Source organism: Serratia symbiotica, assembly GCF_000821185.2.
GTDB lineage: Bacteria > Pseudomonadota > Gammaproteobacteria > Enterobacterales > Enterobacteriaceae > Serratia > Serratia symbiotica.
Window position 1 is genome coordinate 210,665 of sequence record NZ_CP050855.1, and the last position, 22,571, is coordinate 233,235.

Here is a 22,571-nt window from a genome sequence, read left to right on the forward strand (position 1 = left end):
AATTTCTCTCGTTCAAAAACGATCGGCGAACGTTCGCCGCCTCTTACTAAGCGCCTAGTTTACGCTGGTCGTTTTCCTGTGCAAGATAGGTTAACTTTTGTGTTAAATTTAACCTTGCATTGGTTGCGCAAACGCGTATCATGCCGCCGCGCGGCACAATTTGCTGTTCCGACAGGACATACTGGGTTCCCTCACCCCACGGCTAAAAAGGTTACAACTATGTATTCGTTTACTGCTCAGCAGCGCTTGAGCGCGTTGTTATGGCTATCGCTGTTTCATATCGCCATCATTACGTCCAGCAACTACTTGGTACAACTGCCGATCACCATTTTCGGCTGTCATACCACTTGGGGTGCCTTTACTTTCCCGTTTATCTTTCTGGCAACCGATCTGACAGTACGCATTTTCGGCGCGCCGCTAGCGCGACGCATCATCTTGTCAGTCATGGTGCCAGCGCTGTTCATCTCCTATGTGATCTCTACCGTCACCTATCAGGGCGAATGGCAGGGTTTCAGCGCGTTGGGCAGCTTTAACCTGTTTGTGGCACGCATCTCCATCGCCAGCTTTATGGCTTACGTGCTCGGCCAGATCCTCGATGTGCATGTGTTTAACCGCCTGCGACAATGCAGCACCTGGTGGGTGGCACCTGCGGCGGCGATGTTTCTCGGGAATATCAGCGACACGCTGTCGTTCTTTTTCATCGCGTTTTACCACAGCAGCGATGTCTTTATGGCTGCTAACTGGGTGGAGATCGCGCTGGTGGATTATAGCTTCAAAGTGCTGATCTGCATGCTATTCTTCTTACCGATGTACGGCATGCTGCTAAATGTATTGCTCAAACGTATCGCGGTGCATGGGGATGGCCTGCAACGGAATCTAAAATTTGAAGAAAACCTGTGACAGCATCTGCCTTGCATTTCAACCTTTAATAGGTGGCGATACGGCAGTGAAACCCTACTGAAAAGGAAGAAATGCCCAATGCATAAAGTAGCGAAATTGCTGGGTATCAGCCTGCTAGTGTTTGGCCTGGCAGCCTGCGATGGTGGTACCAAAGACCGCACGGTGACCAGCGGCCAAACGGGGCAACAGGTCAGTTTACTGGGCAGCAGGCTGATGTTCACCCTGCCGGCTGGCATGGCGGATAAAAGCGGTGAACTGAGCAATCAGGCGAACAACGTGCATGTGTATGCGGACAGCACCGATCGACGCGCGGTGCTGGTGATCCGCGCCGACAAGGCAGTTGATAGCCTGGAGATGCTGGCTAAGCGTCTAGAAGATACCCAGCGCGTGCGTGACGCCAACTTACAGGTGATCACCAATAAAGCCATCGAAGTCAACGGCGTGCCACTGCGTCAGTTGGACAGCATCATCACCAGCGCTGGCGAAAAAGCCTACTCCTCGATCCTGATTGGCTCGCTGGACAATGACATGCTGACCATTCAGGTGACACTGCCAGCAGATAACCTACAGCAGGCACAGAGCGAAGCAGCAGGTATCATCAGTACGCTGAAATTGAAAAAATAATCCCTCCCGTAGCGCAGCTACAAACTGCGCTACGGCATGAAAGACGCAGGATATTAGGTCAGAAACATTTTGCTCAGGTAATGTGGTACTGCGTCATTAATGTTGGAATCGATCACTTCCATATTTGGCAGCTTGTCCTTCAGGCGTTGGTGGGCATTGTGCATGATGCAGCCCTTGCCAGCCATCGACAGCATTTCCAGATCGTTCATGCCATCACCAAAAGCAATGCAATCTTTCAGTGTATAGCCGATGATCTTGGCTACTTCTTCCAGCGCATGCCCCTTAGATACCGTGCCGGCCATCACTTCCAAACAGGTCAGGAGTGAGAAACTGACGTTAACCCGGTCGCCCCAACGCGCGTTGATGGCGTTTTCTAGCGGCAACAGCTTTTCATGATCGTCACAAGTGAAGTACACCTTGCAGACGCCTGAGGTTTCCAACAGGCTAGGCTCAAACAGCTGATACTGGAAGATAGACTCTTGGAAGAACGCCTTCTGCTCCGGGCTTTCGCGGTTGATGAACCAGTCATCATCGCGGTAGACATTGGTGATGATGTCCACATCATCGTGCATCATGCCGTACAGGTCGCGGGCGATCTCTTCGTCCAGGTTATGGCTGAAGATCAACTCGCCAGCGGTGTTGTGCACCCGGGCACCATTGGAGGTGATCATGAAGGCATCAATATCTAGGTTGTCGCGGATCTGCGATACGTCGATGTGGTGGCGGCCGGTGGCAAAGACAAAATGCACGTCACGCTGGGTCAACAGCTTCAGCGTTTCTTTGGCGTACGGCGATAAAGTGTGGTCAGGAGACAGCAGTGTGCCATCTAAATCGGAAGCGACGACGTGATACATAGCGTTGTATTCTAACCTCTGATGGTGTTGTCGGCGGTAGGGTTACCACCTAAGTACTAAGAAAAGAAGCGCGAGATTGCGTTCAGTGCTTGGCATGCAGCGCGTCCTGCTAAAACAGGTGCGCCTTTGATAACTTGCGGTTGTTCCTCTGCACAGGGGGCCAGCGTCTGACATGGCTCGACAGAAGATCTGATGTGAACGGTTATCGACCCCTGATCCTCACTAAACTGTAATAATAGCAGTGGTGTGGTGATGTTGGCAGGCTGAGCGGCGATCCGCCGCCCAGCCTGAAAGCTTTCTCGTCCCCCGTGGTAGGGTGGTTCACTCATTCTCAGGATATTTAACATAGTTCTCAATGCGGCCAGGGCTGATCACCACCACCCGCCGGTGGTGCGACCAACGGAGGCACACGAAGCGGAGCAGCACGTTGGCCACCCCGCTAAACTCGTGCTTCTCACGCTGCCGCCAACATTCAGCAGCAGACCGGTGGTGAAAGCAGCGAACTGCGTTTTACTCGTTAACCAATCCTTGGCGCTGAGAGTGGACGATGTCAAGGAGTCCGAGTGCTACCGGGGTTAGTGGGTAAAGATCAGGTGCAAACCGAAACCGATAAACAACACGCTCGCCAGCCTGTCGATCCATTTGGCTAAACGCTGGTAGCTGCGGCGCATCGCTGGCAGCGAGAAAATCATCACCACCAGGCTGAACCAGACGACGGTCTCGGTGACGATCATCAGGAACAACCCCCAGCGCGTGCCAGTGCCGATGTTGTCGCCGACAAACATCGAGAACACGCTGCCGAAGTAGATCAGCGACTTAGGGTTTGACAGGTTGGTCAGCAAACCACGGAGAAAGCTGCGCCCGGCCATCGGCACTTGCGCCTCCGGTGCTGGCTGCATGTTCTGTGCCCGCGCCGAACGCAGCAGTTGACAGCCCATCCAGCACAGATAGATGCCGCCACACCGACCATGATCACCTGATGCAGCCAGGCCATCTTCTGTAGGATCAGATGCAGCCCCATCAGCGCCACCCCGGCCCACACCATGATGCCGAGCGAAATGCCAACTACGGCCATCATCGCCTCACGGTGCGAACGGCTGGCGGCGGTTTGCGACACAAAAAAGAAGTCCGGCCCAGGACTCATCAGCGCAATCAGGTGCACCAGCGCCACAGTCAGAAACAGCATGATTGGTTATCCTTAAGTTGTATCCGGTAATTGATCGTGGCGGTGTTGCAGACCCAAAAGCCCATAATCAAGGCAGAGGGTACAACCCATAGTGTATATGGGCAAGCCCGATAGCACGGAGTACGGGCTTTTGGGGCGCGACCCGAAGGGCTGAGGCCATTTAAACGCGCCCCTAGGTGACGCGCCGCTTACTTTGGCGCAAAAAACCTCACGGCCCGCGCCTTGTATAGGTGTCCAAATGACCGCCAGTGGTGCTTACCAGCACAGCCTAATCTTCATCATTGTTTAGGTGGTCGCGGATCATTGCCATAAAGGAGGCGCCGAAACGCACCAATTTGCGTTGGCCAACCCCGTTAATGCTCAACAAGTCGCCAGCCGTGATCGGCATCTGTTCGACCATCTCCAGCAACGTAGCATCGTTGAATACCACGTAAGGTGGAATATTTTCTTCGTCGGCGATCGATTTGCGCAGCTTGCGCAATTTGGCAAACAACTTGCGATCATAATTGCCGCCGTAGGATTTTTGGTTGGCGCTGCTGCGTGGCCGCAAGCTCTGAATACGCGGCACCGCTAATTGGAGCGCCACTTCACCACGTAATACCGGACGCGCGGCCTCGGCCAGTTGCAGTGCCGAGTGCATAGTGATGTTCTGGGTGATAAAACCCAGATGGATCAACTGACGCAGCACGCTGATCCAGTGTTCTGTAGACCGATCGTGGCCGATGCCGTACACCGGTAGCTGGTTGTGGCCATACTCACGGATGCGCTGGTTGTTAGAGCCGCGCAGTACCTCAACGATATAACCCAGACCAAAACGCTGGCCGACGCGGTATACGCAGGACAGCGCCTTGCGTGCGTCCTCCAATCCATCGTAGCGCTTGGGAGGATCCAGGCAGATGTCGCAGTTACCGCAGTCCTGGTGCTTGCCCTCACCAAAGTAGTTAAGTAACACCAGACGGCGACAGGTTTGCGCCTCGGCGAAAGCCCCCATCGCGTTCAATTTGTGCCGTTCAATATCCCGTTGCTGACCAGCGGGCTTCTCCTCCAGGCAACGGCGTAGCCAGGCCATATCGGACGGATCGTACAGCAGGAGGGCTTCAGCCGGCAGGCCATCGCGCCCGGCACGGCCGGTTTCCTGATAGTAGGATTCGATATTGCGTGGGATGTCAAAATGCACCACAAAACGCACGTTGGGTTTATTGATGCCCATGCCAAAGGCGACGGTCGCCACTACCACTTGCAAATCATCGCGCTGGAACGCTTCCTGCACTTGCGCACGGCGGTCGTTATCCAGCCCGGCATGATAGGCACCCACGCTCAACCCACGACTTTGCAAGCGCGCAGTGGTGTCTTCCACCTTGGCGCGGCTGTTGCAGTAAATGATGCCGCTTTTACCCCGTTGCCCCTGCACAAAATGCCAGAGTTGGTCGAGCGGTTTGAATTTCTCTACCAATGTATAGCGAATATTCGGGCGATCAAAGCTGCTGACCTGCACCAACGGCTTGTGCAACGCCAGCAGGCGTACGATATCGCCGCGTGTAGATTCGTCGGCGGTGGCGGTTAACGCGATCACGGGCATTGCCGGGAAACGCTGCTTCAATTGACCCAGCGCGCGGTATTCCGGGCGGAAATCGTGACCCCATTGAGAAATACAGTGTGCCTCATCTACCGCCAGCATCACTGGTGGACAACGGCCGAGCGAATCGAGGAAGCTGTCCATCATGAGCCGTTCTGGGGCAATGTACAGCAGTTTGATTTGGCCACTGCGGCAACCCGCCATCGCCGCTAACTGCTGCTCTCGAGTCTGCGTTGAGTTGTAGCAGGCAGCGGAAACACCGTAGGCCAACAGTTGATCGACTTGATCCTTCATCAGCGAGATCAGTGGGGAGACCACCAGCGTCAGGCCATCCATGACCAGCGCAGGGATTTGGTAACACAACGATTTACCGCCGCCGGTCGGCATCACCACTAGGCAATCTTGCCCCTCGATCGCGGCGTTGATAATGGCTTGTTGACCCGGACGGAATTGCTGGTAGCCGAAGGTATCGCGTAATACTTGCGTTACCCGCAATTCTCGGTTTATTACTGCTGTGGTTGACACACACATCCCCATTTTTATCGGCATAACCCCACAGAGCGGCGACCAGCGCGGCCACTGCTGCAAAACACCCAAGGGTATGATTACATAATACTGTTAAGCATGACACCAACACCGCCCCCTCTTTGGCTAAGAGCCTAATGGGAGAGGTTCTTACTCAAGCTGCAAAAAAGCAGGCCATTTTACACCCAAAATCTACAATTCATTAACGCTACCCGCAGATTTGGCGAAATTTTTGCTCGCGATGCTTTAACAACCACGACCTTCATCCATTCCGGCAGGATGAGCAGAAAACCTTGCAGGGCAGGGGAGAGAGGGGGAACGTGCTGCCACGCCGGGTAAGAACACCGTACAACCTATCTTTTTACATCAACTACAAACATACAAGGGGCGGCTTAGTGCCGGACACCGCCGAACCGGGGATTGTACGCAGAGTGCCTTTTAAGTACACTCAGCGCATCTTATTTCACCATCAGAGTATTGCGATGGATGCGCAGCAGACACGTCAGGGCATTTTCTTTGCTCTGGCAGCCTATCTTATTTGGGGTATCGCCCCGGTCTATTTCAAACTGATCCAGCAGGTGCCTGCGGATGAGATCCTCACCCACCGGGTGATCTGGTCATTCTTCTTTATTCTGCTGTTGATTTCGCTGAACCGTAACTGGCCGCAAGTGCGCGCCGCCTGCCAAAACCGCAAACGGCTGCTGATACTGGCGATCACCGCATTATTAATTGGCGGCAACTGGCTGCTGTATATTTGGGCGGTGAATAACCACCATATGCTGGAGGCCAGTCTGGGCTATTTCATCAACCCACTGGTTAACGTGTTGTTGGGGATGCTATTTTTCGGCGAACGTTTTCGCCGCATGCAGTGGCTGGCGGTGGCGCTGGCCTTTTTGGGCGTGCTGATCCAACTGTGGCAGTTTGGGTCGCTACCGATTATCGGCCTGGGTCTGGCGTTTAGCTTCGCCTGCTACGGGCTACTGCGCAAGAAGATTGGCATCGACGCCCAGACTGGTATGCTGATAGAAACCTTGTGGTTGCTGCCTGCGGCGGCGGTTTACCTGCTGCTGATCGCCGACAGCCCAACCAGCCAACTCAGCGCCAACCCGTGGTCGCTGAACCTGCTGCTGATGGCGACTGGCATCGTCACCACTGTGCCATTGCTGTTCTTTACCGCTGCGGCCAACCGCCTGCGCCTATCGACGCTCGGTTTCTTCCAGTACCTTGCTCCAACGTTGGTGTTCCTGCTGGCGGTCACTTTCTACAGTGAAACCGTTGGTCAAGACAAGCTGGTGACCTTTGGCTTTATCTGGGCGGCTCTGGTGCTGTTTACCCTCGAGGCCCTTTATACCCAACGCAAACGCAGTTGAGGTAGAGGGAGTGCCAACGTTATTTACAGCCAGTTCTTGCGCGTGAAGTACAGAGGTTAATCTGCCACAGAAAGTTCGGGGCGCACTGGGTATCTATCAGGCACCGGCGCACTTTGGGTAATTGCGTCGCTATTTATCACCATGACAAGGGTAAAAATGCGTTTAACCCACAGGGTTATGGGAAGAAAAAGTTGCGGAGATCTCTTACCACAGTAGGGAATGTTGCTAAGATTACGCCACCCTAAAGTATAACAACAGGTTTGCAGATTTCACTGATGAAACAGATTACCGCCCATGAACTGACCACGATGAGCGAGCAGGCTGCCCATGTAGCCCGCTTGCGCGCGCACCGTACATTACACCAAGAGTTAACCGACCCGGTGCAACGGCTGGCGATCGCTATGGAGCCAGGCACCTATATCCGCCCACATCGCCATCCACAAACCTGGGAGTTGCTGACGCCACTTCGTGGCCGTTTTGTCGTGCTACAGTTCAACAATGATGGCGTAGTGACGCAACGCACTCTGCTTGGAGAAGAAACCAAAGTGCTGGAGATGCCAGCATTGACCTGGCATGCAGTGCTGTCTGTCGATCCAGGTGGCGTGGTGTTTGAAGTGAAACAAGGCCCTTATCAGGCACTCACGGAAGAAGACTGTATGCACTGGGCGCCACCGGAGGGAGGGGAAGGAATTGAAGCGGTGATGCGTTGGTACGCCACCGCGCAGCTCGGTGACCAGTATACTCTGCATACTTGAAGCCGCAGTATTGTTGGCTGTGGTCGCTCCCCCTAGGTGCTGTTGCTGCCGGGCTTTGGCTATTCAGCCAAAAATTATCTACTGGGCATTTCTCCCGCTACACCCTTTCCAGCCGGGCATACGCCGCCACCAGCCATTTGATGCCTTCCCCAGGGAAGGCGACCTGCAATCGGCTGTGTTCGCCGTTGCCTTCCAGATTGACGATGGTACCTTCACCAAATTTAGGATGTCGTACGCGTTGGCCCAGCTTGTAGCCGGTGTCGTTTTCACTGATTGGTGTCCCCATACGGCGGTGGTTTACCGGGCGTGACACGCTGGCGCGTAGCCGTACCTCTTCCATACAGTGTTCCGGCAATTCGCCGATAAAGCGTGAAGGTCGGTGATAGACCTCTTTGCCGTACAGACGACGTGTTTCGGCGTAGGTCAGCGTCAATTTTTGCATGGCGCGCGTCACGCCCACGTAGGCCAGACGGCGTTCTTCCTCCAGCCGGCCGCTTTCGTCCAGTGACATCTGGCTTGGGAACATACCTTCTTCCATACCGACGATAAACACCAGCGGGAACTCCAGCCCCTTGGCCGAGTGCAAGGTCATTAACTGCACCGCGTCCTGATAGGCATCGGCTTGGCCTTCGCCTGCCTCCAACGCCGCATGCGATAAAAACGCTTGCAGCGGCATCAGATCCTGATCTTCTTCCTGATAGCTGTACTGGCGTGTCGCCGTCACCAGTTCCTCCAGGTTTTCGATACGTGCCTGACCTTTTTCGCCCTTTTCCTGCTGATACATGATGAATAACCCAGAGTCGCGGATCACCCGGTCGGTCTGGATATGCAGCGGCATCTCGGCGGTTTCATGCGCCAATGAATCCACCAGTTCGGTAAAGCGTTGCAGTGCGGAGGCCGCACGGCCAGCCAGGACTTTTTCGTGCAGCAGTTCACGCGTTGCCCGCCACAGCGTCAGTTGGCGATCACGTGCTGCCTGACGCACCACGTCAAGGGTGCGTCCGCCGATACCACGCGTCGGGGTATTGACCACCCGTTCAAAGGCTGCATCGTCGTTGCGGTTGGATATCAGGCGCAGGTAAGCCAGCGCATCCTTAATTTCTTGACGCTCAAAGAAGCGCTGACCACCGTAAATGCGGTACGACATGGCGGCCTGCAACAATGCCTCCTCCAGCACCCGCGACTGGGCGTTGCTGCGGTAGAGGATCGCGCAGTCGTTCAGTGTACCGCCATTGTCCTGCCAGGTTTTGATGCGGTTGACCACGAAACGCGCCTCGTCAAGCTCGTTGAAGGCACAGTAGATTGAAATGGGTTCACCTTGGCCCCCATCTGTCCACAGGTTTTTGCCCATGCGCCCAGCGTTATGGGCGATCAGGGTGTTGGCCGCCTCCAGGATATTGCTGGTGGAGCGGTAGTTCTGCTCCAGACGGAGGGTTTTTGCACCGGGAAAGTCCTTTAGGAAGCGCTGGATGTTTTCCACTTGTGCGCCGCGCCAGCCGTAGATTGACTGATCATCGTCGCCAACGATCATCACGTTGCTGTTGCTACCCGCTAGCAGGTGGATCCAGGCATATTGGATACTGTTGGTATCTTGGAACTCGTCCACCAGCACATTGGTGAAGCGCTCGCGGTAATGGTTGAGGATATGCGGCTTGTTCAGCCACAGCTCGTGGGCGCGCAGCAGCAACTCGGCGAAGTCCACCAGCCCGGCGCGATCGCAAGCCTCCTGATAAGCCTGATAGATGCGTAACCAGGTGGTTTCCACCGGGTTGTTATAGGTTTCAATGTGTTGCGGGCGTAGACCTTCATCTTTCTTGCCGTTGATGTACCACATCGCCTGGCGCGGTGGCCACTGTTTCTCGTCTATATTCAACGCGTTGACGATGCGTTTGAGCAGCCGCAGTTGGTCGTCGCTGTCGAGGATCTGGAAGTCTTGCGGCAGATTGGCTTCCATATGATGTGCGCGCAGCAAACGATGCGCCAGCCCGTGGAAAGTGCCGATCCACATGCCACCCTGGCTGGTGCCGATCACGTGTTCGATGCGGTGGCGCATTTCCGCTGCGGCCTTGTTGGTGAAGGTCACCGCCATGATCGAATACGGCGAGCAGTTCTCTACCGACAGTAGCCAGGCGATGCGATGTACCAGCACCCTGGTTTTACCGCTGCCTGCACCGGCCAGAACCAACAGGTTACAACGCGGTGCTGCCACGGCTTCACGTTGTTTTTCATTCAGGCTGTCGAAGAGCTCGGAGACGTCCATAGGCACCATTAATATTGGTAAGGGAAAACCCTGGGAGACAGATTTTCCACTGGGAATTTATACAGATTTCCGGTAGAGATTATAGCAATGCTGCCAGCGATGCCAACCGCGAAATTTCAATGTGTGGCAGCAAGCGGCTGTCGGCGGACTGCATTAGATCGCGTTGATGCTCGTTGATCCAGCAGGCTTGAAAGCCCGCACGCAACGCGCCAGCGATGTCAGTGGTCAGATCGTCGCCCACATGGAGGATCTGTCTAGCCGCGACGCCCAGACGCTCGCTGGCCAACTGGTACATGTCCTGATAAGGTTTGGCGCGGCCATCCGGCCCGGCACGCAGCACGAATTGGAAGTAACCGCCCAGCCCGCACAACGCCGGATCGGCATTGCCGTTGGTGATCGCCACCAGTGGGTAGCGTTCTCCCAACGCCCTCAGGATGGCGTGAGTCGCTGCTGGCACCTCAATGCGGCTGCGCCATAGCGCAAAGTTTTGCATTGCCGCATCGGCACCGATGGTGGCTTCAATGTCGCTTAGCCCCTCTCGGCTCAGTGCTAGATGGATAGCGCGCCAGCGCCACTGAGTGACATCGTGGTAAATCTCTGGCTCTTGCTCACACAGTTCCTGACGCAGGCGGTGAAGGTCTGTCGACTGGAAGCGGCTCAGGCGAGGATGGTAATTTTGCAGAAAGGCCATTGATTGCTGCTCGGTTTGCCTGATGGCTGGGCGGTTATCGTACAGCGTATCGTCCAGATCGAAGGTCAGCGCGGCCAGCGGGCGTAGCGGACGGTAAAAATGCATCAGGATTTCCCCCGTTTGGCACGTGGATGCGCGGCATCGTACACCTTTGCCAGATGTTGAAAGTCGAGGTGGGTATAAATTTGGGTGGTGGTCAGGTTGGCATGGCCGAGTAGTTCCTGCACCGCGCGCAGATCGCCACTGGATTCCAGCATATGGGTGGCAAACGAGTGGCGCAGTTTGTGCGGATGAATATGGCTGTTGACGCCCTGCTTTACGCCCCATTCGGCGAAGCGTTTCTGCACATTGCGTGGCGAGATGCGCCGCCCTTGGTTGGACAGGAATATCGCATCGTCCTCTGGCTCGAACAGCTCGCGTATCGCCAGCCAGTGTTGCAGCCAGGTGACGGCGGTGCGCCCTAGCGGCAGCTTGCGTTCCTTACTGCCTTTGCCCATCACCCAGATCTCACCAGCGGCCAAATCGATGTGGCGGCAGTCCAGCCCCACCAGCTCGGACAAGCGCAAACCGGCACCGTACATTGTCTCCAGCATGGCGCGATCGCGCACCGCCAGCGGATCATTGAGATCGATGTCTAGCAATTGGTTCATTTCATCGACGTCGATATTTTTCGGCAGGTGGCGGCCGCTGCGGGGCGTGCGGATGCCTTTGGCGGGGTTGGCATTTAGCACGCCCTGGCTGACCAGCCAGTCGAGAAAGCTGCGCAACGATGACAGACGTAACGCCAGGCTGGCAGACTGTAGGCCAGCGCGTTTGCTACGCACTGCCAGCATGCGCACCGCAGCGGCGTCCAGTGACGTCCATTCGCTCACGCCGATGCTTTGTGCCAGTAGCATCAACGCCTGAAGCTGATGCGCATAGCTGAGCTGCGTCAGCGGGCTGAGTTGGCGTTCCACCTTTAGATAGCGCAGGAAAGCATCCACTGGCAGTTGCAAGCTGGCCGCGAGTGGGTTCATGCGCGTTCGATCCAACGTTCCAGCAGTGTTGGCAGCATGCGTGCCAACTGATTGAGTATCACCGTACCCATACCTGGTTGATAGTGTTGCGTGTCGCGGCTGCTGAAGATCACCATGCCCAGTTCCCCTGCGTCGCCCAGCATTGACAATGCCACCGAACCGACCTGTTTGGCTTGCGGTAATAGCAGCAGCAATTCGGGGCCATTCAAACAACCAAGGAAATGCAGCTCATCGCCCAGACGCTGAATGCGCAGCGGTTCAAACGCTGAACGCGTCAGCGCCAGATGAGTAAAATCGGACGGTGCGCTGATGTTCCAGCGATCGGAAAACAGCCGGATACTGGCACTGGCAAGGCCGAAACCGCGCGCCCAGCATTGCAAACGATTAAGCATGTCCTGCAAGCTGTCGGCGGTGATCAGGCTAGCTTGCAGATGTAGTAGGCTGGTGAACAGGGTTTCGTTGGCGTTGGCTTGTTCCATCAACAGGGTGATTTCTTCTTCCAGTTGGTTGACGTGATTACGTTGGCGAGCCAGGTGCCACTCCACCAGTGAGACAGTGCCACGCACCGGATGGGGAACACGTATTTGTTCAACCCTACGCGCATTGCGAATAAAGAAATCCGGGTTTTGCAGCAGATACTGCATTACGGTGTCGTCATCTAGCGCAATACTGGTGATGCTCTGCTCTTCTACGTTTTTCATAGGTGAATAAATCCGTCATAGACATGGGTTGCCGGGCCGGTCATAAACAGCGGGCTACCCGGCCCTTTCCAGCGAATATGCAGGCGACCACCTGGCAGTTCCACACGCACTTCCTCGGACAGTAATTCTTGTTGGATACCCACCGCTACCGCTGCACAAGCACCGCTACCGCAAGCCTGTGTTTCACCGCTGCCACGCTCGTAGACGCGCAGCTTGATGTGTTCGCGGCTGACGATTTGCATAAAGCCAATGTTAGCTCGTTCAGGAAAGCGCTCATGCCCTTCCAGCACCGGCCCAAGCAGTGCCACCTTGGCGGTGTTGACATCATCTACCTGTAAAACACAATGTGGGTTGCCCATCGACACTATGCCGCACAGCACGGTATGTTCCGCAGCACGCATGATGTAGGTCTTCTCTGCCTTAGTGGCACGGAATGGCACCGCCTGCGGATCGAAATTGGGTTCCCCCATATTGACACACACCTGATCGTTGCCAGTCACATTAAGCACCATGCGCCCGCTCTGGGTGCTGACACGGAGTTCGCACTTATTAGTCAGCCCCTTCAGTTGCACAAAGCGCGCGAAACAGCGTGCGCCGTTGCCACACTGGGACACTTCACTACCGTCAGCATTAAAGATGCGGTAGTGAAAATCCAACTCAGGGTCGTAAGGAGGCTCCACCACCAGCAATTGGTCAAAGCCGATGCCCAGGTGCCGATCGGACAACCTGCGGATCAACTCAGGTGAAAAATAGACATTCTGAGTAATGGCATCGACCACCATAAAGTCGTTGCCCAGACCGTGCATTTTGGCGAACTGCATATCATACTCCGCTATCCGTCATGGTGTTGCGGTGGCGCACAGCAACCGCAAACAAGGTATTATTGGTCGCTCATCGACGGTTTTTGCTTAGGTGTGCCACGAATGTACCCTATGGCAAATAAGGGTGCAATGCTGTGCGAGAGATGAGGGGCGGCCCCTCGGAGGCGGTGTCCAGATGCAGCCTTCAAACTACCCTGAGCTGCTGCCGTTAAGAGCGGTGGTGGTGAGCGTCAGGGAAAAGGCGCAGTCAGATGCGTCATGTATGTGTTGTGAAGATGAACGAGAGTGAACTGTAGATGCAGTGTCGAAAGGAACAAGATGATGTCAAAAACGCGCTTTCTAAGCGGTGCGTGATAAGTCCAGCGGTTATCTGGTTACTGGCTGGTCGGCATCCGGCATATAGACAGCATGAGCACAACACAGGCTCTGGCATGGAACGTGGGAACCTGTCGTCCCGATGCGAAGGGAGCGGCGTCGAGCAGAAACCCTGCGAGCGCCAGAGTACCAATGCGGGGCACAGGGGCAGATGGTTCCGTAGTAGTGATGAAGCGTCTGTAATGGACGTGGAGCGAAGGGGGCCAGTCGTTGGGGCTGTACTGCAGGCCAACCGCATAAGCGGGAGGAGCCTGTGAACCAGTCCAAACCGTTTGCGTTATCCAGACATGCCGTCTGGAGCGCGTACAAGAAAGTAAAAGCCAACAAAGGCAGTGCTGGGATCGATGGTCAGTCGATTGAGGAATTTGATAGGAACCTCGTGGGGAACTTGTACAAAATCTGGAACCGAATGGCCTCGGGCAGCTATATGCCGCCAGCGGTTCGGCGTGTTGATATACCCAAGGCGACGGGTGGAACGAGACCCCTGGGGATCCCCACAGTCTCGGATCGCATTGCGCAGATGGTTGTCAAAGACATGCTGGAGCCGATTCTGGAGGCACTGTTCCACAATGACTCTTATGGCTATCGCCCGCACAAATCTGCGCACGATGCCCTGAGGATGGCCCGGCATCGATGCTGGCGTACTGACTGGGTGCTGGACGTGGACATCAAGGGGTTCTTCGACAATATCGATCACGAACTCCTGATGAGAGCGGTGTGCAGGCATACGGACTGCAGATGGGTGAAACTCTACATTGAGCGATGGCTGACCGCATCGGTGTGTATGCCGGACGGAACGGTGCAGATGAGGGACAAGGGAACGCCTCAGGGCGGAGTCATTAGTCCATTACTTGCCAATCTGTTTCTGCATTATGCATTCGATATGTGGATGACGCGGGAATTCCCCGTCGTCCGGTTCGAGCGATACGCTGATGATGTAGTCATTCACTGCAAGAGTCATGCTCAGGCAATGATGCTGCGTGGCAGGCTCAGAAAACGGCTGGCTGAGTGTAAGCTGGAGATGAGTCCGGGCAAGACTAAAGTCGTTTACTGCAAGGACAGGGAAAGAACGGAAGCATATCCTGAAATCAGCTTCGACTTTGTGGGCTATACGTTCAGGCCAAGAAAGTCCTTCTCGAAAGAGGGAGAGCTGTCGGTGAATTTCCTGCCAGCAATGAGCGGCAGAGCTGCGAAGGCAATCCGGCAGACGGTACGGGGCTGGGATCTGAGCCACAAAACGCCGTTATCGCTGGAAGTCATGGCCCGTTGGCTCAACCCCATGTTACGGGGCTGGGTTAAGTACTATGGTCACTTTTATCGTTCAGCAATGAACTGTATAGCCACTCATGTAGATCTGCACCTTGCGAAATGGGTCGCCCGCAAATATAAGCGGGTCCACGGTAGTCTGGCTCAGGCATATGAATGGTTAAGACGGATACAGCGCGCCAGGCCCGGTCTGTTTGCACACTGGGAAATTTGTACGCGGCGTGAGTGGTCAACGACAAGAGCCGGATGACGGGAGACTGTCACGTCCGGTTCCGTGGGAGCGCAGGGGGGAAGTTCCCTTGCGCGACCCGATAACCAGGCAGTTCCTGCTGATTTTTTTGCACCTGCTCGCCCGTTGGTAGTGATGGCGTGGCCGGTTTTTTGCTAATGGGATCGGCAGGAGGGAAGTATAGCGGGCCTTTCAGGCCGCAGCCGGAGAGTCCGGCGAGCAGAACTGCCAGCAGCGCATAGCGTAGTTGTTTTTTCATTTGCATTAATGCCTGTAATTCATGCATCCAAGACCTCTATAATCGCAGGTGGATCATGAAAAGCAATAGGAATTAAATATGAACAACAGTGAGTTTCATCAGTTGGCTGACCAATTGATGCTTAATATTGAAGAGACATTGGACGATTTTGCTGGCAATGCGGATATCGATTATGAAATCCATGGTGGCGTGATGACGCTAATTTTCGAAAACGGCAGCAAAATTATCATCAATCGCCAAGAGCCGCTCCATCAGATATGGCTGGCTACCAAGGCCAACGGCTATCACTTCAATTATTGCGACGGCATCTGGCTGTGTGACCGCAGTGGGCAACCTTTCTATCGGTTGCTCAGCGAGGCGGCCAGCATGCAGGCAGGCGAGGGCGTCACTTTTTCCTGATGCTGCCTGCCTATCATTCTACAAATGGCATATACCCGTCATACTGCAAGTTGCCTGTGCGTTAGCTCCCAGGGATGAGACTGTAAACGAGATTGTGTAATTGCCTATTTTTGATATGTTCACTCCAACAGCGGAAACAGGCAAATTATGGACAAAAAGAAACTCAAAGTCCTTGCGGCTGAACTGGTTAAAGGCCTTAAAACTGAAGCCGATCTTAATCAGTTTTCCCGTATGCTGATGCAGCTTACCGTCGAAACTGTGCTAAATGCTGAGTTAACTGCTCACCTCGGGCACGAGAAAAAACGCCCCCAAAACAGGCTCTAACACCCGCAACGGCTACTCATCTAAAACGTTGCTCTGTGACGATGGCGAGATTGAACTGAGTACGCCACGCGACCACGAAAACACTTTTGAACCCCAGTTCATAAAGAAAAATCAGACGCGCATTACGCAGATAGACAGCCAGATTTTATCCCTGTACGCCAAAGGGATGACGACCCGCGAAATCGTCGCCACCTTACACAGAACTGGCGGCTGGCGATGAGTCGTTTTATTATCGAGTTCGGTGACTGCCTGAGCGATCACCTTTAATACAATGGCAGTTACACAGAATCCAGTACAGGCTCTCCCTTTACTGGCTTTCCTGTGTTCAACTGCCAGTTTTTTCCTGAGCTGCATACGGCTTACACCACGTTCAGGGTCGGTTTTAAGCGCCTTATTCTCCACAACAACTTTTTCCGTTGCGAAGTCAGCCCGCGAACACCATTTTTCCCTGTGCATTCGGTGAGTTACAACCGGGTTTTTCCGGTGCATTTTCTGGGTGCTAACTTTTTGCCCCGGACACGCTACCCCCGTGCATACCGCAGATGATGAAGGCAGATCGCGGCAGGGACGCCGCGCTCTGACCAAGCACACAACCTGCGGAACTCACCGAGGTTGAGCTGCTTTACTGACCATCCGGCGATATCTGAGGCCAGCAACGTGCAGTGTGGATCAGCGTTACTATCCACACAAGGTCCCTTTCCTCATCCAGTTCGTAGATAAGCCGGTAATGTTCATGCGGAACCCGTTCCCGTGTACCGGCTAGCTGTCCGTTTACGCCCATCAGCGGATGTTCTGCCAGACGTTCTGCCGCCTCGCTGAACCGCTCATCCAGCTCCACTGCTGCTACAAGGTTTCTTTCTGCCAGGTAATCCCAGATTGCGGTACGGTCCTGTAATGCCTCGTCACTCCAGCGTACCTTCACATTTTACCTGCCAGCGTTGTCCGGCGTTCCGCGAACAACGCTTCAACGTCTTCGTTACTTGTTCCTTCACCTGATCGGATGGATTGTCGTCCTCGCTTGATTTTTTGCACCACCCAGTCATCGTAAGCCTGGCGGTCATTCTGACGCTGGATATATTCCCGCATCAGTTCGCGCATTACCTGAGAGGCCGGTCTGTGGCTGGCTTTTGCCGCTGCGATAAAACCTTCTCGCAGGGAGTTTTCCAGTTTCATGGTGAACACCGCTTCTTTCGGCATTATTCTTTCCTCACTTCTGCCTGAGTAATGACAGAGTATATACCTTATCATTACCTTTCCTCCATAACCTTCAGAGACCCATCCTCCCGCTGCTCCGCAGGATGCGTACTGGCGGAATGCGTTGATTCAACACTCCGGTGGTTCAGCATCGCCTGTATCCAGCGCAGATCCGCACCGTTCTCCAGCATCTGCGTTACCATTGCGTGCCGGAACAGGTGGCAGCTTCCCTTGTCGGTACCAGCATCTCTGATATAGGGAACGACCGCGTTGGTAATGCTATTGGCTGTCAGCCCTGCGATACCGTCTTTCGCCAGGAACAGCACATCACTGTTGGGCATATGCACCCACTGAGGCCGCACTGTGTACTGGTAACGCCGAACTCACAGGCCCGTACGCCTATCGGAATCAACCGATCTTTTCGTCCTTTTCCCTGGCGGATGGATCATCACCGTACCCTGTGCGTGATTGATGCTGTGTAACCTCAGTCTCGCCAGTTCTGCACGGCGCATTCCGGTACTGTAAAGCACTTCCAGCATGGCGCGGTCACGTAACCCTTTCACCGTGTTGATATCGGGCCACGCCAGTAGTTGCGCCACCTCAACGACACTCAGGACATCTTTTGGCAACCGTTCACCCTGTTTGGGGCGTTCCAGATCGGCGGCGGGATTGGACAACAACCAATGGCGGTGGGTTAACCAGCTCAAGAAGGCTTTCAGGGTGTTAAGGTGATTGCACTGCGTGGAGACACTCAACGGGTCACCGTTCGGTTTCCGCTGGTGATACAACTGCCGTTGGTGCTGTTCGAGTATGGGTAATGTGATGCTTTGCGCTTGCTCCAGTTCCCGTTCTTTACTGCATGACAGGAACCGGCCCAGTTGGTGCTTATGACCGCGCAGATTATGCTGGTTGTGTTCATGCAGCCATGCCAGATATTGCACCATCCAATACGCCAACCCACCATGCGGGCCGCGCCCGGTTTGTAGCACGGTAGCGCGGCGTTTATCGCGGAGTCCCATGATTTACCCTCCATGTTGACCAGGGGCCGCGGCAGCAGCAGCCCGATTATTTTTTCCCTTTATTACGGCATTTCCCTCAGGGAAGACTTGCCCCCATCAACCCCTTGTGCCATCGGGCTAGAAGCGGTTTTCCGTTCCCTGACCTGGGGCAAACTTGGCCCAGACTTGATACAGACTCGCTTTCCTCTGCCCCAGACTTGCGCTTGCTGCTTGCGTGCTCATCCACATCAAGCAGGCCACACAGGTGCAGCCCGTCAGCCTGCGCACCGTCATACAACAGTTCGTACTGCAATAGATGCCCACGGTTACCCCCGTGTACCAGCAGGTACTCCATCTCAACCAACCGCAGACAATGATTTTTTAGTTGGCTGTCGCTCCAGTGCAGCGCGTCGCGGATATCACGCCGGGTAAAGCGCACCTCCGCAGGTTGGCAGTGCTGCCGCTCCTCCATCCCCGTCACCATGTCCTGTATCAGCACCAACAGCTTGCGCGTCTGTGGCGGCATTTCATCCAGGGTGCGCCCCAACACTTCATGTGCCAGCCGGTTGGCCAGCTCGATGTCGCTTGTCTCCACCTCGATATACTCGATAACGCTACCGCAATGTGCCACCCGTTTCACTTCCCGCTGGTACTGGTGCAGCAGCGCTATCGACTGTATCAACGTCAGGTGCTTCATGTGGTCGCGCCGGGTAGGCGTTTTGTCGCTCAGGAAGGTAAGCTGATGTGCGAACGGATTGACCACTTTTATTGGCCGCAACAGCCGCTGCGCGTTCTGGTGTAACCGGGTCAGATAGCCTTTTTCACTCACCGCCAGCAACCCTTCCAGCGTCTGGCCGTGGCGCTGCATGGCGTGTATCGCCTGTGTCTGCTCCCGCGATTCGTTTACCGTCCGTACCAGGCAGCGGTTTAACAGTTCTTCATCAACATCGATGGCGGTGGTGGTCAGCATCACCAGGCCTTGCACCTTGTATTCCCGCGTCACCAGTTCGCCGTTCGATTCGTCCTTGCCGGTGCTGGCGATTTTCAGCTCCCCGTCCGACTGCAACAGCTTCAACGCATAGGCCGCTTGTCGAACACCTGCTTCTTCGGCGATAGCCAATATCTTGTGTTGCAGCGAGGTTTCCCCTAGGTAATACAGGCTCTGCCCAGTCATGGCGCTGCACTGGATGCGTTCTTCTTCCGGTATCAGCCCCAACACCGCATCCATCAACGAGGATTTCCCCGCCGCCGAGCTGCTCTGTATCAGCACCGCCAAGGGTTTATCCAACTTGCGCGAGGTGGCTGCCAGATACCCGGTGAGCAGGTTCGAGGATTCCCCCACTACGCCACAGGTGGCCAGGTTATTCACCACCCGTTCGGCCAGATTGGGGGATTTCAGCAGCTCAAGCGCGGCGCTTTCATCCTCCGCACTCAGTGCCACAACGGAGGGCGTATCCTGCTCCACTGCCTGCCGTGCCTCGTCCTGCTTCTGCTCCAGCGACAGCAGCAACCGAGGGCGCTCCCGCCAGTTCCCGAAGCCGTACCAGGGTTTGCGGGAAGGTCAGCCGTTCAGTGTGTTGCAGCCAGTCCAGCACCGATCCCGCTGCCCCACAGCCGAAGTAGTGATAGAGATTCTTGGCTGGGGAGATCACGCAGGAAGGCGTTTTCTCCCGATGGAACGGGCATAGGCAGGTGTAGCCGTCTTTGCCGTGCTTTTTGAACGAGTGGCCTTGTGATTCGGCGACCTTCAGCAACGACACATCGCGCTTCAACTGCTCCAGCTCTGCCGGGGTCATTCTGCCCATTCCGCTGCTCCTTTAAAAAACCGGTCAAGATTCTATTGTGAGTTATTTTAGTATCCGATATGCTATCATTGCCAAGCACATTTTATACGGAGGTTAAGATGACAGGATTGTTCTCTCATTGGTTGATGTCCATGAGCGTTTCCACACGTTTAGCCTATATCCGTAAGAGTAAAGGTTTGACCCAGCAGGCACTGGCCGATGCTATCGGTTTGCACGTCACGCAGATTAAGCGATACGAAGCTGGAACCTCTCAGCCTTCTCTTGAAGCGATTAAGAAGATTGTGCAGACCCTACGCGTTACCACTGATTCACTGATATTCGATGAAGGGGAACTGGCTCCCGATGCTGACCTGGCGTTGCAGTTTCAGGCTATTTCCGGCATGGCACCGGAACAGCAACAGGTTATCAAGCAACTGCTGGAAGGGATGATTATCAAGTATGAAGCAGAACGATGGTCATCGAAGATGAAGGGATAACACTGGATTTAGCGCAGTAACAACAGGTTGCACCCTGCTGTCACTGCTAACCACAACAACTAGTTAGGCGTTGATTATGGCTGAGCAACATCATAAGTCAGAATCCGTCACCCCCCAAGCTCGCAAGTGCGTTGTCGGCTTCGGTATCCCGCAGTCGCTTACCCTCCTTGCTTGAGGTGGGTGGCAACACCCCGGCTTCACCACTGATGCCATGCGCCCCGGCATACCCCAGCCGGAAGTGGCTCACCAACTCGGGATGCGTGAGGCCACGGTTGACCAGCCATTGCTGCGCCTCCGGGGAGGCCAGCAACTGCTGGTGATAGAAGTCGAGCACCTGGTTAAGCAGCGCCTGGCCGTCATCGTCCAGGTCGGCGACCGCTGGCGGCGAAGCAGGAACAGGGGCAGCGGTGTCAGCCGCAGCAACCGAGGGCGCTCCTGCCAGTTCCCGAAGCCGTACCAGGGTTTGCGGGAAGGTCAGCCGTTTAGTGTGTTGCAGCCAGCCCAGCCCAGCCCAGCACCGCTCCCGCTGCCCCACAGCCGAAGCAGTGATAGAGATTCTTGGCAGGGGAGATCACGCAGGAAGGCGTTTTCTCCCGATGGAACGGGCATAGGCAGGTGTAGCCGTCTTTGCCGTGCTTTTTGAACGAGTGGCCTTGTGATTCGGCGACCTTCAGCAACGACACATCGCGCTTCAACTGCTCCAGCTCTGCCGGGGTCATTCTGCCCATTCCGCTGCTCCTTTAAAAAACCGGTCAAGATTCTATTGTGAGTTATTTTAGTATCCGATATGCTATCATTGCCAAGCACACTTTATACGGAGGTTAAGATGACGGGATTGTTCTCTCATTGGTTGATGTCCATGAGCGTTTCCACACGTTTAGCCTATATCCGTAAGAGTAAAGGTTTGACCCAGCAGGCACTGGCCGATGCTATCGGTTTGCACGTCACGCAGATTAAGCGATACGAAGCTGGAACCTCTCAGCCTTCTCTTGAAGCGATTAAGAAGATTGCGCAGACCCTACGCGTTACCACTGATTCACTGATATTCGATGAAGGGGAACTGGCTCCCGATGCTGACCTGGCGTTGCAGTTTCAGGCTATTTCCGGCATGGCTCCGGAACAGCAACAGGTTATCAAGCAACTGCTGGAAGGGATGATTATCAAGTATGAAGCAGAACGATGGTCATCGAAGATGAAGGGATAACACTGGATTTAGCGCAGTAACAACAGGTTGCACCCTGCTGTCACTGCTAACCACAACAACTAGGTAGGCGTTGATTATGGCTGAGCAACATCATAAGTCAGAACCCGTCACCCCCCAAGCTCGCAAGTGCGTTGTCGGCTACCGCCCCAACGGCGGCAAGCCGAACCCGACGCCACAACTGACCCTCAAGGGGCGTTGGTTGGAGCCACTCGGTTTTACCTCCGGGCAGAAAATCGAGGTGTTCACCGAACCGGGGAAGCTGATTATCCGCATCGAGCCAACCCCGGAGGACGCCGCATGAACATCACCTTTACCCCTGAACCGATCCCGGAGCTGACGCTGGCAGGCGCTACGCTGGCCGAGCTGGGTTTTATCCCCGGAGCACCCTTCCAGCTTACGCTGCGGCCCGATGGGCTGTGGATCACCCCCGTCACCGATGAGGCCACCTGGGAAGCACTCTGTGAGGCCAGCCAACACCGCCCGGATCTGGGTGCGGACTGGGTACGGGAGAACGGTGAACTGATCATCGGTGGGGATTGGTTGAGTGAGTCCGGGATCACCGATGCTGAGCAACTGGAGATCATCGCCGCACCCGGTGTGATCCGGGTGCAGCGGCGGGAGGATGAGGTTTTGGGGGCATAAAAGCAAAGATCCCGAGTCTGTCCCTAAATTTGTAGTAGCTCTTACTTGAACTGACCTCTCTTGTTGTATATAAAAAATACCAGAGAGGTGAAAAATGAATCAGACAGCAAAAATCATTAAA

Annotated in this window: 24 protein-coding genes and 4 pseudogenes; 11 read left to right on the top strand and 17 right to left on the bottom strand. The window is 55.0% G+C overall.

The genetic code is table 11. From position 1 onward, the window contains the following. The first annotated feature begins 219 nt into the window (after positions 1 to 219). The gene (locus SYMBAF_RS01105; RefSeq protein ID WP_040264456.1) at positions 220 to 900 is read left to right on the top strand and encodes a 7-cyano-7-deazaguanine/7-aminomethyl-7-deazaguanine transporter; all 681 of its coding nucleotides are present in this window, start codon (positions 220 to 222) and stop codon (positions 898 to 900) included. Positions 901 to 978: 78 nt separating this feature from the next. Next, positions 979 to 1,524 (top strand): DcrB family lipoprotein, encoded by a 546-nt coding sequence (locus SYMBAF_RS01110; protein WP_040264454.1) that lies wholly within the window; start codon positions 979 to 981, stop codon positions 1,522 to 1,524. A gap of 53 nt (positions 1,525 to 1,577) precedes the next feature. Here SYMBAF_RS01110 and yigL read toward each other — a convergent pair whose 3' ends face one another. From yigL to recQ, 3 genes and pseudogenes are all read right to left on the bottom strand, one after another. Then, entirely contained in the window at positions 1,578 to 2,378 is an 801-nt protein-coding gene (gene yigL, locus SYMBAF_RS01115) for a sugar/pyridoxal phosphate phosphatase YigL (RefSeq protein WP_040264452.1), read from the bottom strand. Between the two features lie 575 nt (positions 2,379 to 2,953). Next, positions 2,954 to 3,564 (bottom strand): annotated as a pseudogene (rhtC, locus tag SYMBAF_RS01120) (threonine export protein RhtC). 268 nt (positions 3,565 to 3,832) lie between these two features. Then, complete coding sequence (gene recQ, locus SYMBAF_RS01125) at positions 3,833 to 5,665, bottom strand: ATP-dependent DNA helicase RecQ (protein WP_040264450.1); 1,833 nt, start codon at positions 5,663 to 5,665, stop codon at positions 3,833 to 3,835. A gap of 482 nt (positions 5,666 to 6,147) precedes the next feature. Here recQ and rarD point away from each other — a divergent pair, with 482 nt between their 5' ends. Then, entirely contained in the window at positions 6,148 to 7,035 is an 888-nt protein-coding gene (rarD, locus tag SYMBAF_RS01130) for an EamA family transporter RarD (RefSeq protein ID WP_040264616.1), read from the top strand. A gap of 275 nt (positions 7,036 to 7,310) precedes the next feature. Next, positions 7,311 to 7,790, top strand: coding sequence for a WbuC family cupin fold metalloprotein (locus SYMBAF_RS01135; protein WP_040264448.1), 480 nt, complete (start codon positions 7,311 to 7,313; stop codon positions 7,788 to 7,790). A gap of 97 nt (positions 7,791 to 7,887) precedes the next feature. On the opposite strand, the gene uvrD is transcribed toward SYMBAF_RS01135, so the two are convergent. From uvrD to dapF, 5 genes are all read right to left on the bottom strand, one after another. Continuing rightward, entirely contained in the window at positions 7,888 to 10,050 is a 2,163-nt protein-coding gene (gene uvrD / locus SYMBAF_RS01140; RefSeq protein ID WP_040264446.1) for a DNA helicase II, read from the bottom strand. Positions 10,051 to 10,129: 79 nt separating this feature from the next. Then, the gene (yigB, locus tag SYMBAF_RS01145; RefSeq protein ID WP_040264444.1) at positions 10,130 to 10,846 is read right to left on the bottom strand and encodes a 5-amino-6-(5-phospho-D-ribitylamino)uracil phosphatase YigB; all 717 of its coding nucleotides are present in this window, start codon (positions 10,844 to 10,846) and stop codon (positions 10,130 to 10,132) included. Further along, positions 10,846 to 11,757, bottom strand: coding sequence for a tyrosine recombinase XerC (gene xerC / locus SYMBAF_RS01150; RefSeq protein WP_006708579.1), 912 nt, complete (start codon positions 11,755 to 11,757; stop codon positions 10,846 to 10,848). The genes yigB and xerC overlap by 1 nt, the downstream gene beginning before the upstream one ends. Further along, positions 11,754 to 12,458, bottom strand: a complete 705-nt coding sequence (locus SYMBAF_RS01155; protein WP_040264442.1) for a DUF484 domain-containing protein — start codon at positions 12,456 to 12,458, stop codon at positions 11,754 to 11,756. The genes xerC and SYMBAF_RS01155 overlap by 4 nt, the downstream gene beginning before the upstream one ends. Then, positions 12,455 to 13,279, bottom strand: a complete 825-nt coding sequence (gene dapF / locus SYMBAF_RS01160) for a diaminopimelate epimerase (protein WP_040264439.1) — start codon at positions 13,277 to 13,279, stop codon at positions 12,455 to 12,457. The genes SYMBAF_RS01155 and dapF overlap by 4 nt, the downstream gene beginning before the upstream one ends. 628 nt (positions 13,280 to 13,907) lie before the next feature. Between dapF and ltrA the strand changes: the two genes are divergently transcribed. Continuing rightward, complete coding sequence (gene ltrA / locus SYMBAF_RS01165) at positions 13,908 to 15,170, top strand: group II intron reverse transcriptase/maturase (protein ID WP_052447675.1); 1,263 nt, start codon at positions 13,908 to 13,910, stop codon at positions 15,168 to 15,170. Positions 15,171 to 15,180: 10 nt separating this feature from the next. Here the strand turns inward: ltrA and lptM are convergent, their stop codons facing one another. After that, the gene (gene lptM / locus SYMBAF_RS01170) at positions 15,181 to 15,408 is read right to left on the bottom strand and encodes an LPS translocon maturation chaperone LptM (RefSeq protein ID WP_336884897.1); all 228 of its coding nucleotides are present in this window, start codon (positions 15,406 to 15,408) and stop codon (positions 15,181 to 15,183) included. A 78-nt stretch (positions 15,409 to 15,486) separates the two neighbouring features. Between lptM and cyaY the strand changes: the two genes are divergently transcribed. After that, positions 15,487 to 15,807 (top strand): iron donor protein CyaY, encoded by a 321-nt coding sequence (gene cyaY, locus SYMBAF_RS01175; RefSeq protein ID WP_040264435.1) that lies wholly within the window; start codon positions 15,487 to 15,489, stop codon positions 15,805 to 15,807. Positions 15,808 to 15,954: 147 nt separating this feature from the next. Continuing rightward, a pseudogene (locus SYMBAF_RS01180) lies at positions 15,955 to 16,324 on the top strand (transposase); the annotation flags it as partial. On the opposite strand, the gene SYMBAF_RS17425 reads toward SYMBAF_RS01180, so the two are convergent. From SYMBAF_RS17425 to SYMBAF_RS01215, 7 genes and pseudogenes are all read right to left on the bottom strand, one after another. Continuing rightward, positions 16,243 to 16,533, bottom strand: a complete 291-nt coding sequence (locus tag SYMBAF_RS17425; protein WP_237162978.1) for a hypothetical protein — start codon at positions 16,531 to 16,533, stop codon at positions 16,243 to 16,245. The pseudogene SYMBAF_RS01180 and the gene SYMBAF_RS17425 sit on opposite strands and share 82 nt — an antisense overlap. Positions 16,534 to 16,753: 220 nt before the next feature. Then, a complete protein-coding gene (locus SYMBAF_RS01190; RefSeq protein ID WP_040264433.1) occupies positions 16,754 to 17,053 on the bottom strand; it encodes a type II toxin-antitoxin system RelE/ParE family toxin in 300 nt (99 codons plus the stop codon). Continuing rightward, on the bottom strand, positions 17,050 to 17,328 hold the full coding sequence (locus SYMBAF_RS01195; RefSeq protein ID WP_006708587.1) for a hypothetical protein: 279 nt from the start codon (positions 17,326 to 17,328) through the stop codon (positions 17,050 to 17,052). Before SYMBAF_RS01195 ends, SYMBAF_RS01190 begins: the two co-directional genes overlap by 4 nt. 50 nt (positions 17,329 to 17,378) lie before the next feature. Next, a complete protein-coding gene (locus SYMBAF_RS01200; RefSeq protein ID WP_052447681.1) occupies positions 17,379 to 17,666 on the bottom strand; it encodes a tyrosine-type recombinase/integrase in 288 nt (95 codons plus the stop codon). Between the two features lie 42 nt (positions 17,667 to 17,708). Beyond that, complete coding sequence (locus SYMBAF_RS01205; protein WP_052447680.1) at positions 17,709 to 18,344, bottom strand: tyrosine-type recombinase/integrase; 636 nt, start codon at positions 18,342 to 18,344, stop codon at positions 17,709 to 17,711. Between the two features lie 3 nt (positions 18,345 to 18,347). Next, positions 18,348 to 19,848: pseudogene (locus SYMBAF_RS01210) on the bottom strand (DNA primase); the annotation flags it as partial. After that, complete coding sequence (locus SYMBAF_RS01215) at positions 19,742 to 20,128, bottom strand: CHC2 zinc finger domain-containing protein (RefSeq protein WP_152609068.1); 387 nt, start codon at positions 20,126 to 20,128, stop codon at positions 19,742 to 19,744. The gene SYMBAF_RS01215 and the pseudogene SYMBAF_RS01210, both read right to left, overlap by 107 nt. A 131-nt stretch (positions 20,129 to 20,259) precedes the next feature. Here SYMBAF_RS01215 and SYMBAF_RS01220 point away from each other — a divergent pair, with 131 nt between their 5' ends. Next, positions 20,260 to 20,604, top strand: a complete 345-nt coding sequence (locus SYMBAF_RS01220; RefSeq protein WP_040264430.1) for a helix-turn-helix domain-containing protein — start codon at positions 20,260 to 20,262, stop codon at positions 20,602 to 20,604. Between the two features lie 145 nt (positions 20,605 to 20,749). On the opposite strand, the pseudogene SYMBAF_RS01225 reads toward SYMBAF_RS01220, so the two are convergent. Continuing rightward, positions 20,750 to 21,332: pseudogene (locus tag SYMBAF_RS01225) on the bottom strand (CHC2 zinc finger domain-containing protein); the annotation flags it as partial. Between the two features lie 131 nt (positions 21,333 to 21,463). Between SYMBAF_RS01225 and SYMBAF_RS01230 the strand changes: the two are divergent. The 3 genes from SYMBAF_RS01230 to SYMBAF_RS01240 all read left to right on the top strand — a co-directional run bounded on the left by SYMBAF_RS01230 (position 21,464) and on the right by SYMBAF_RS01240 (position 22,450). Then, on the top strand, positions 21,464 to 21,808 hold the full coding sequence (locus SYMBAF_RS01230; RefSeq protein ID WP_037388553.1) for a helix-turn-helix domain-containing protein: 345 nt from the start codon (positions 21,464 to 21,466) through the stop codon (positions 21,806 to 21,808). A 76-nt stretch (positions 21,809 to 21,884) separates the two neighbouring features. After that, a complete protein-coding gene (locus SYMBAF_RS01235; RefSeq protein ID WP_006708589.1) occupies positions 21,885 to 22,109 on the top strand; it encodes a SymE family type I addiction module toxin in 225 nt (74 codons plus the stop codon). Continuing rightward, positions 22,106 to 22,450, top strand: a complete 345-nt coding sequence (locus SYMBAF_RS01240; protein ID WP_040264423.1) for a SymE family type I addiction module toxin — start codon at positions 22,106 to 22,108, stop codon at positions 22,448 to 22,450. Before SYMBAF_RS01235 ends, SYMBAF_RS01240 begins: the two co-directional genes overlap by 4 nt. Positions 22,451 to 22,571 lie beyond the last annotated feature (121 nt).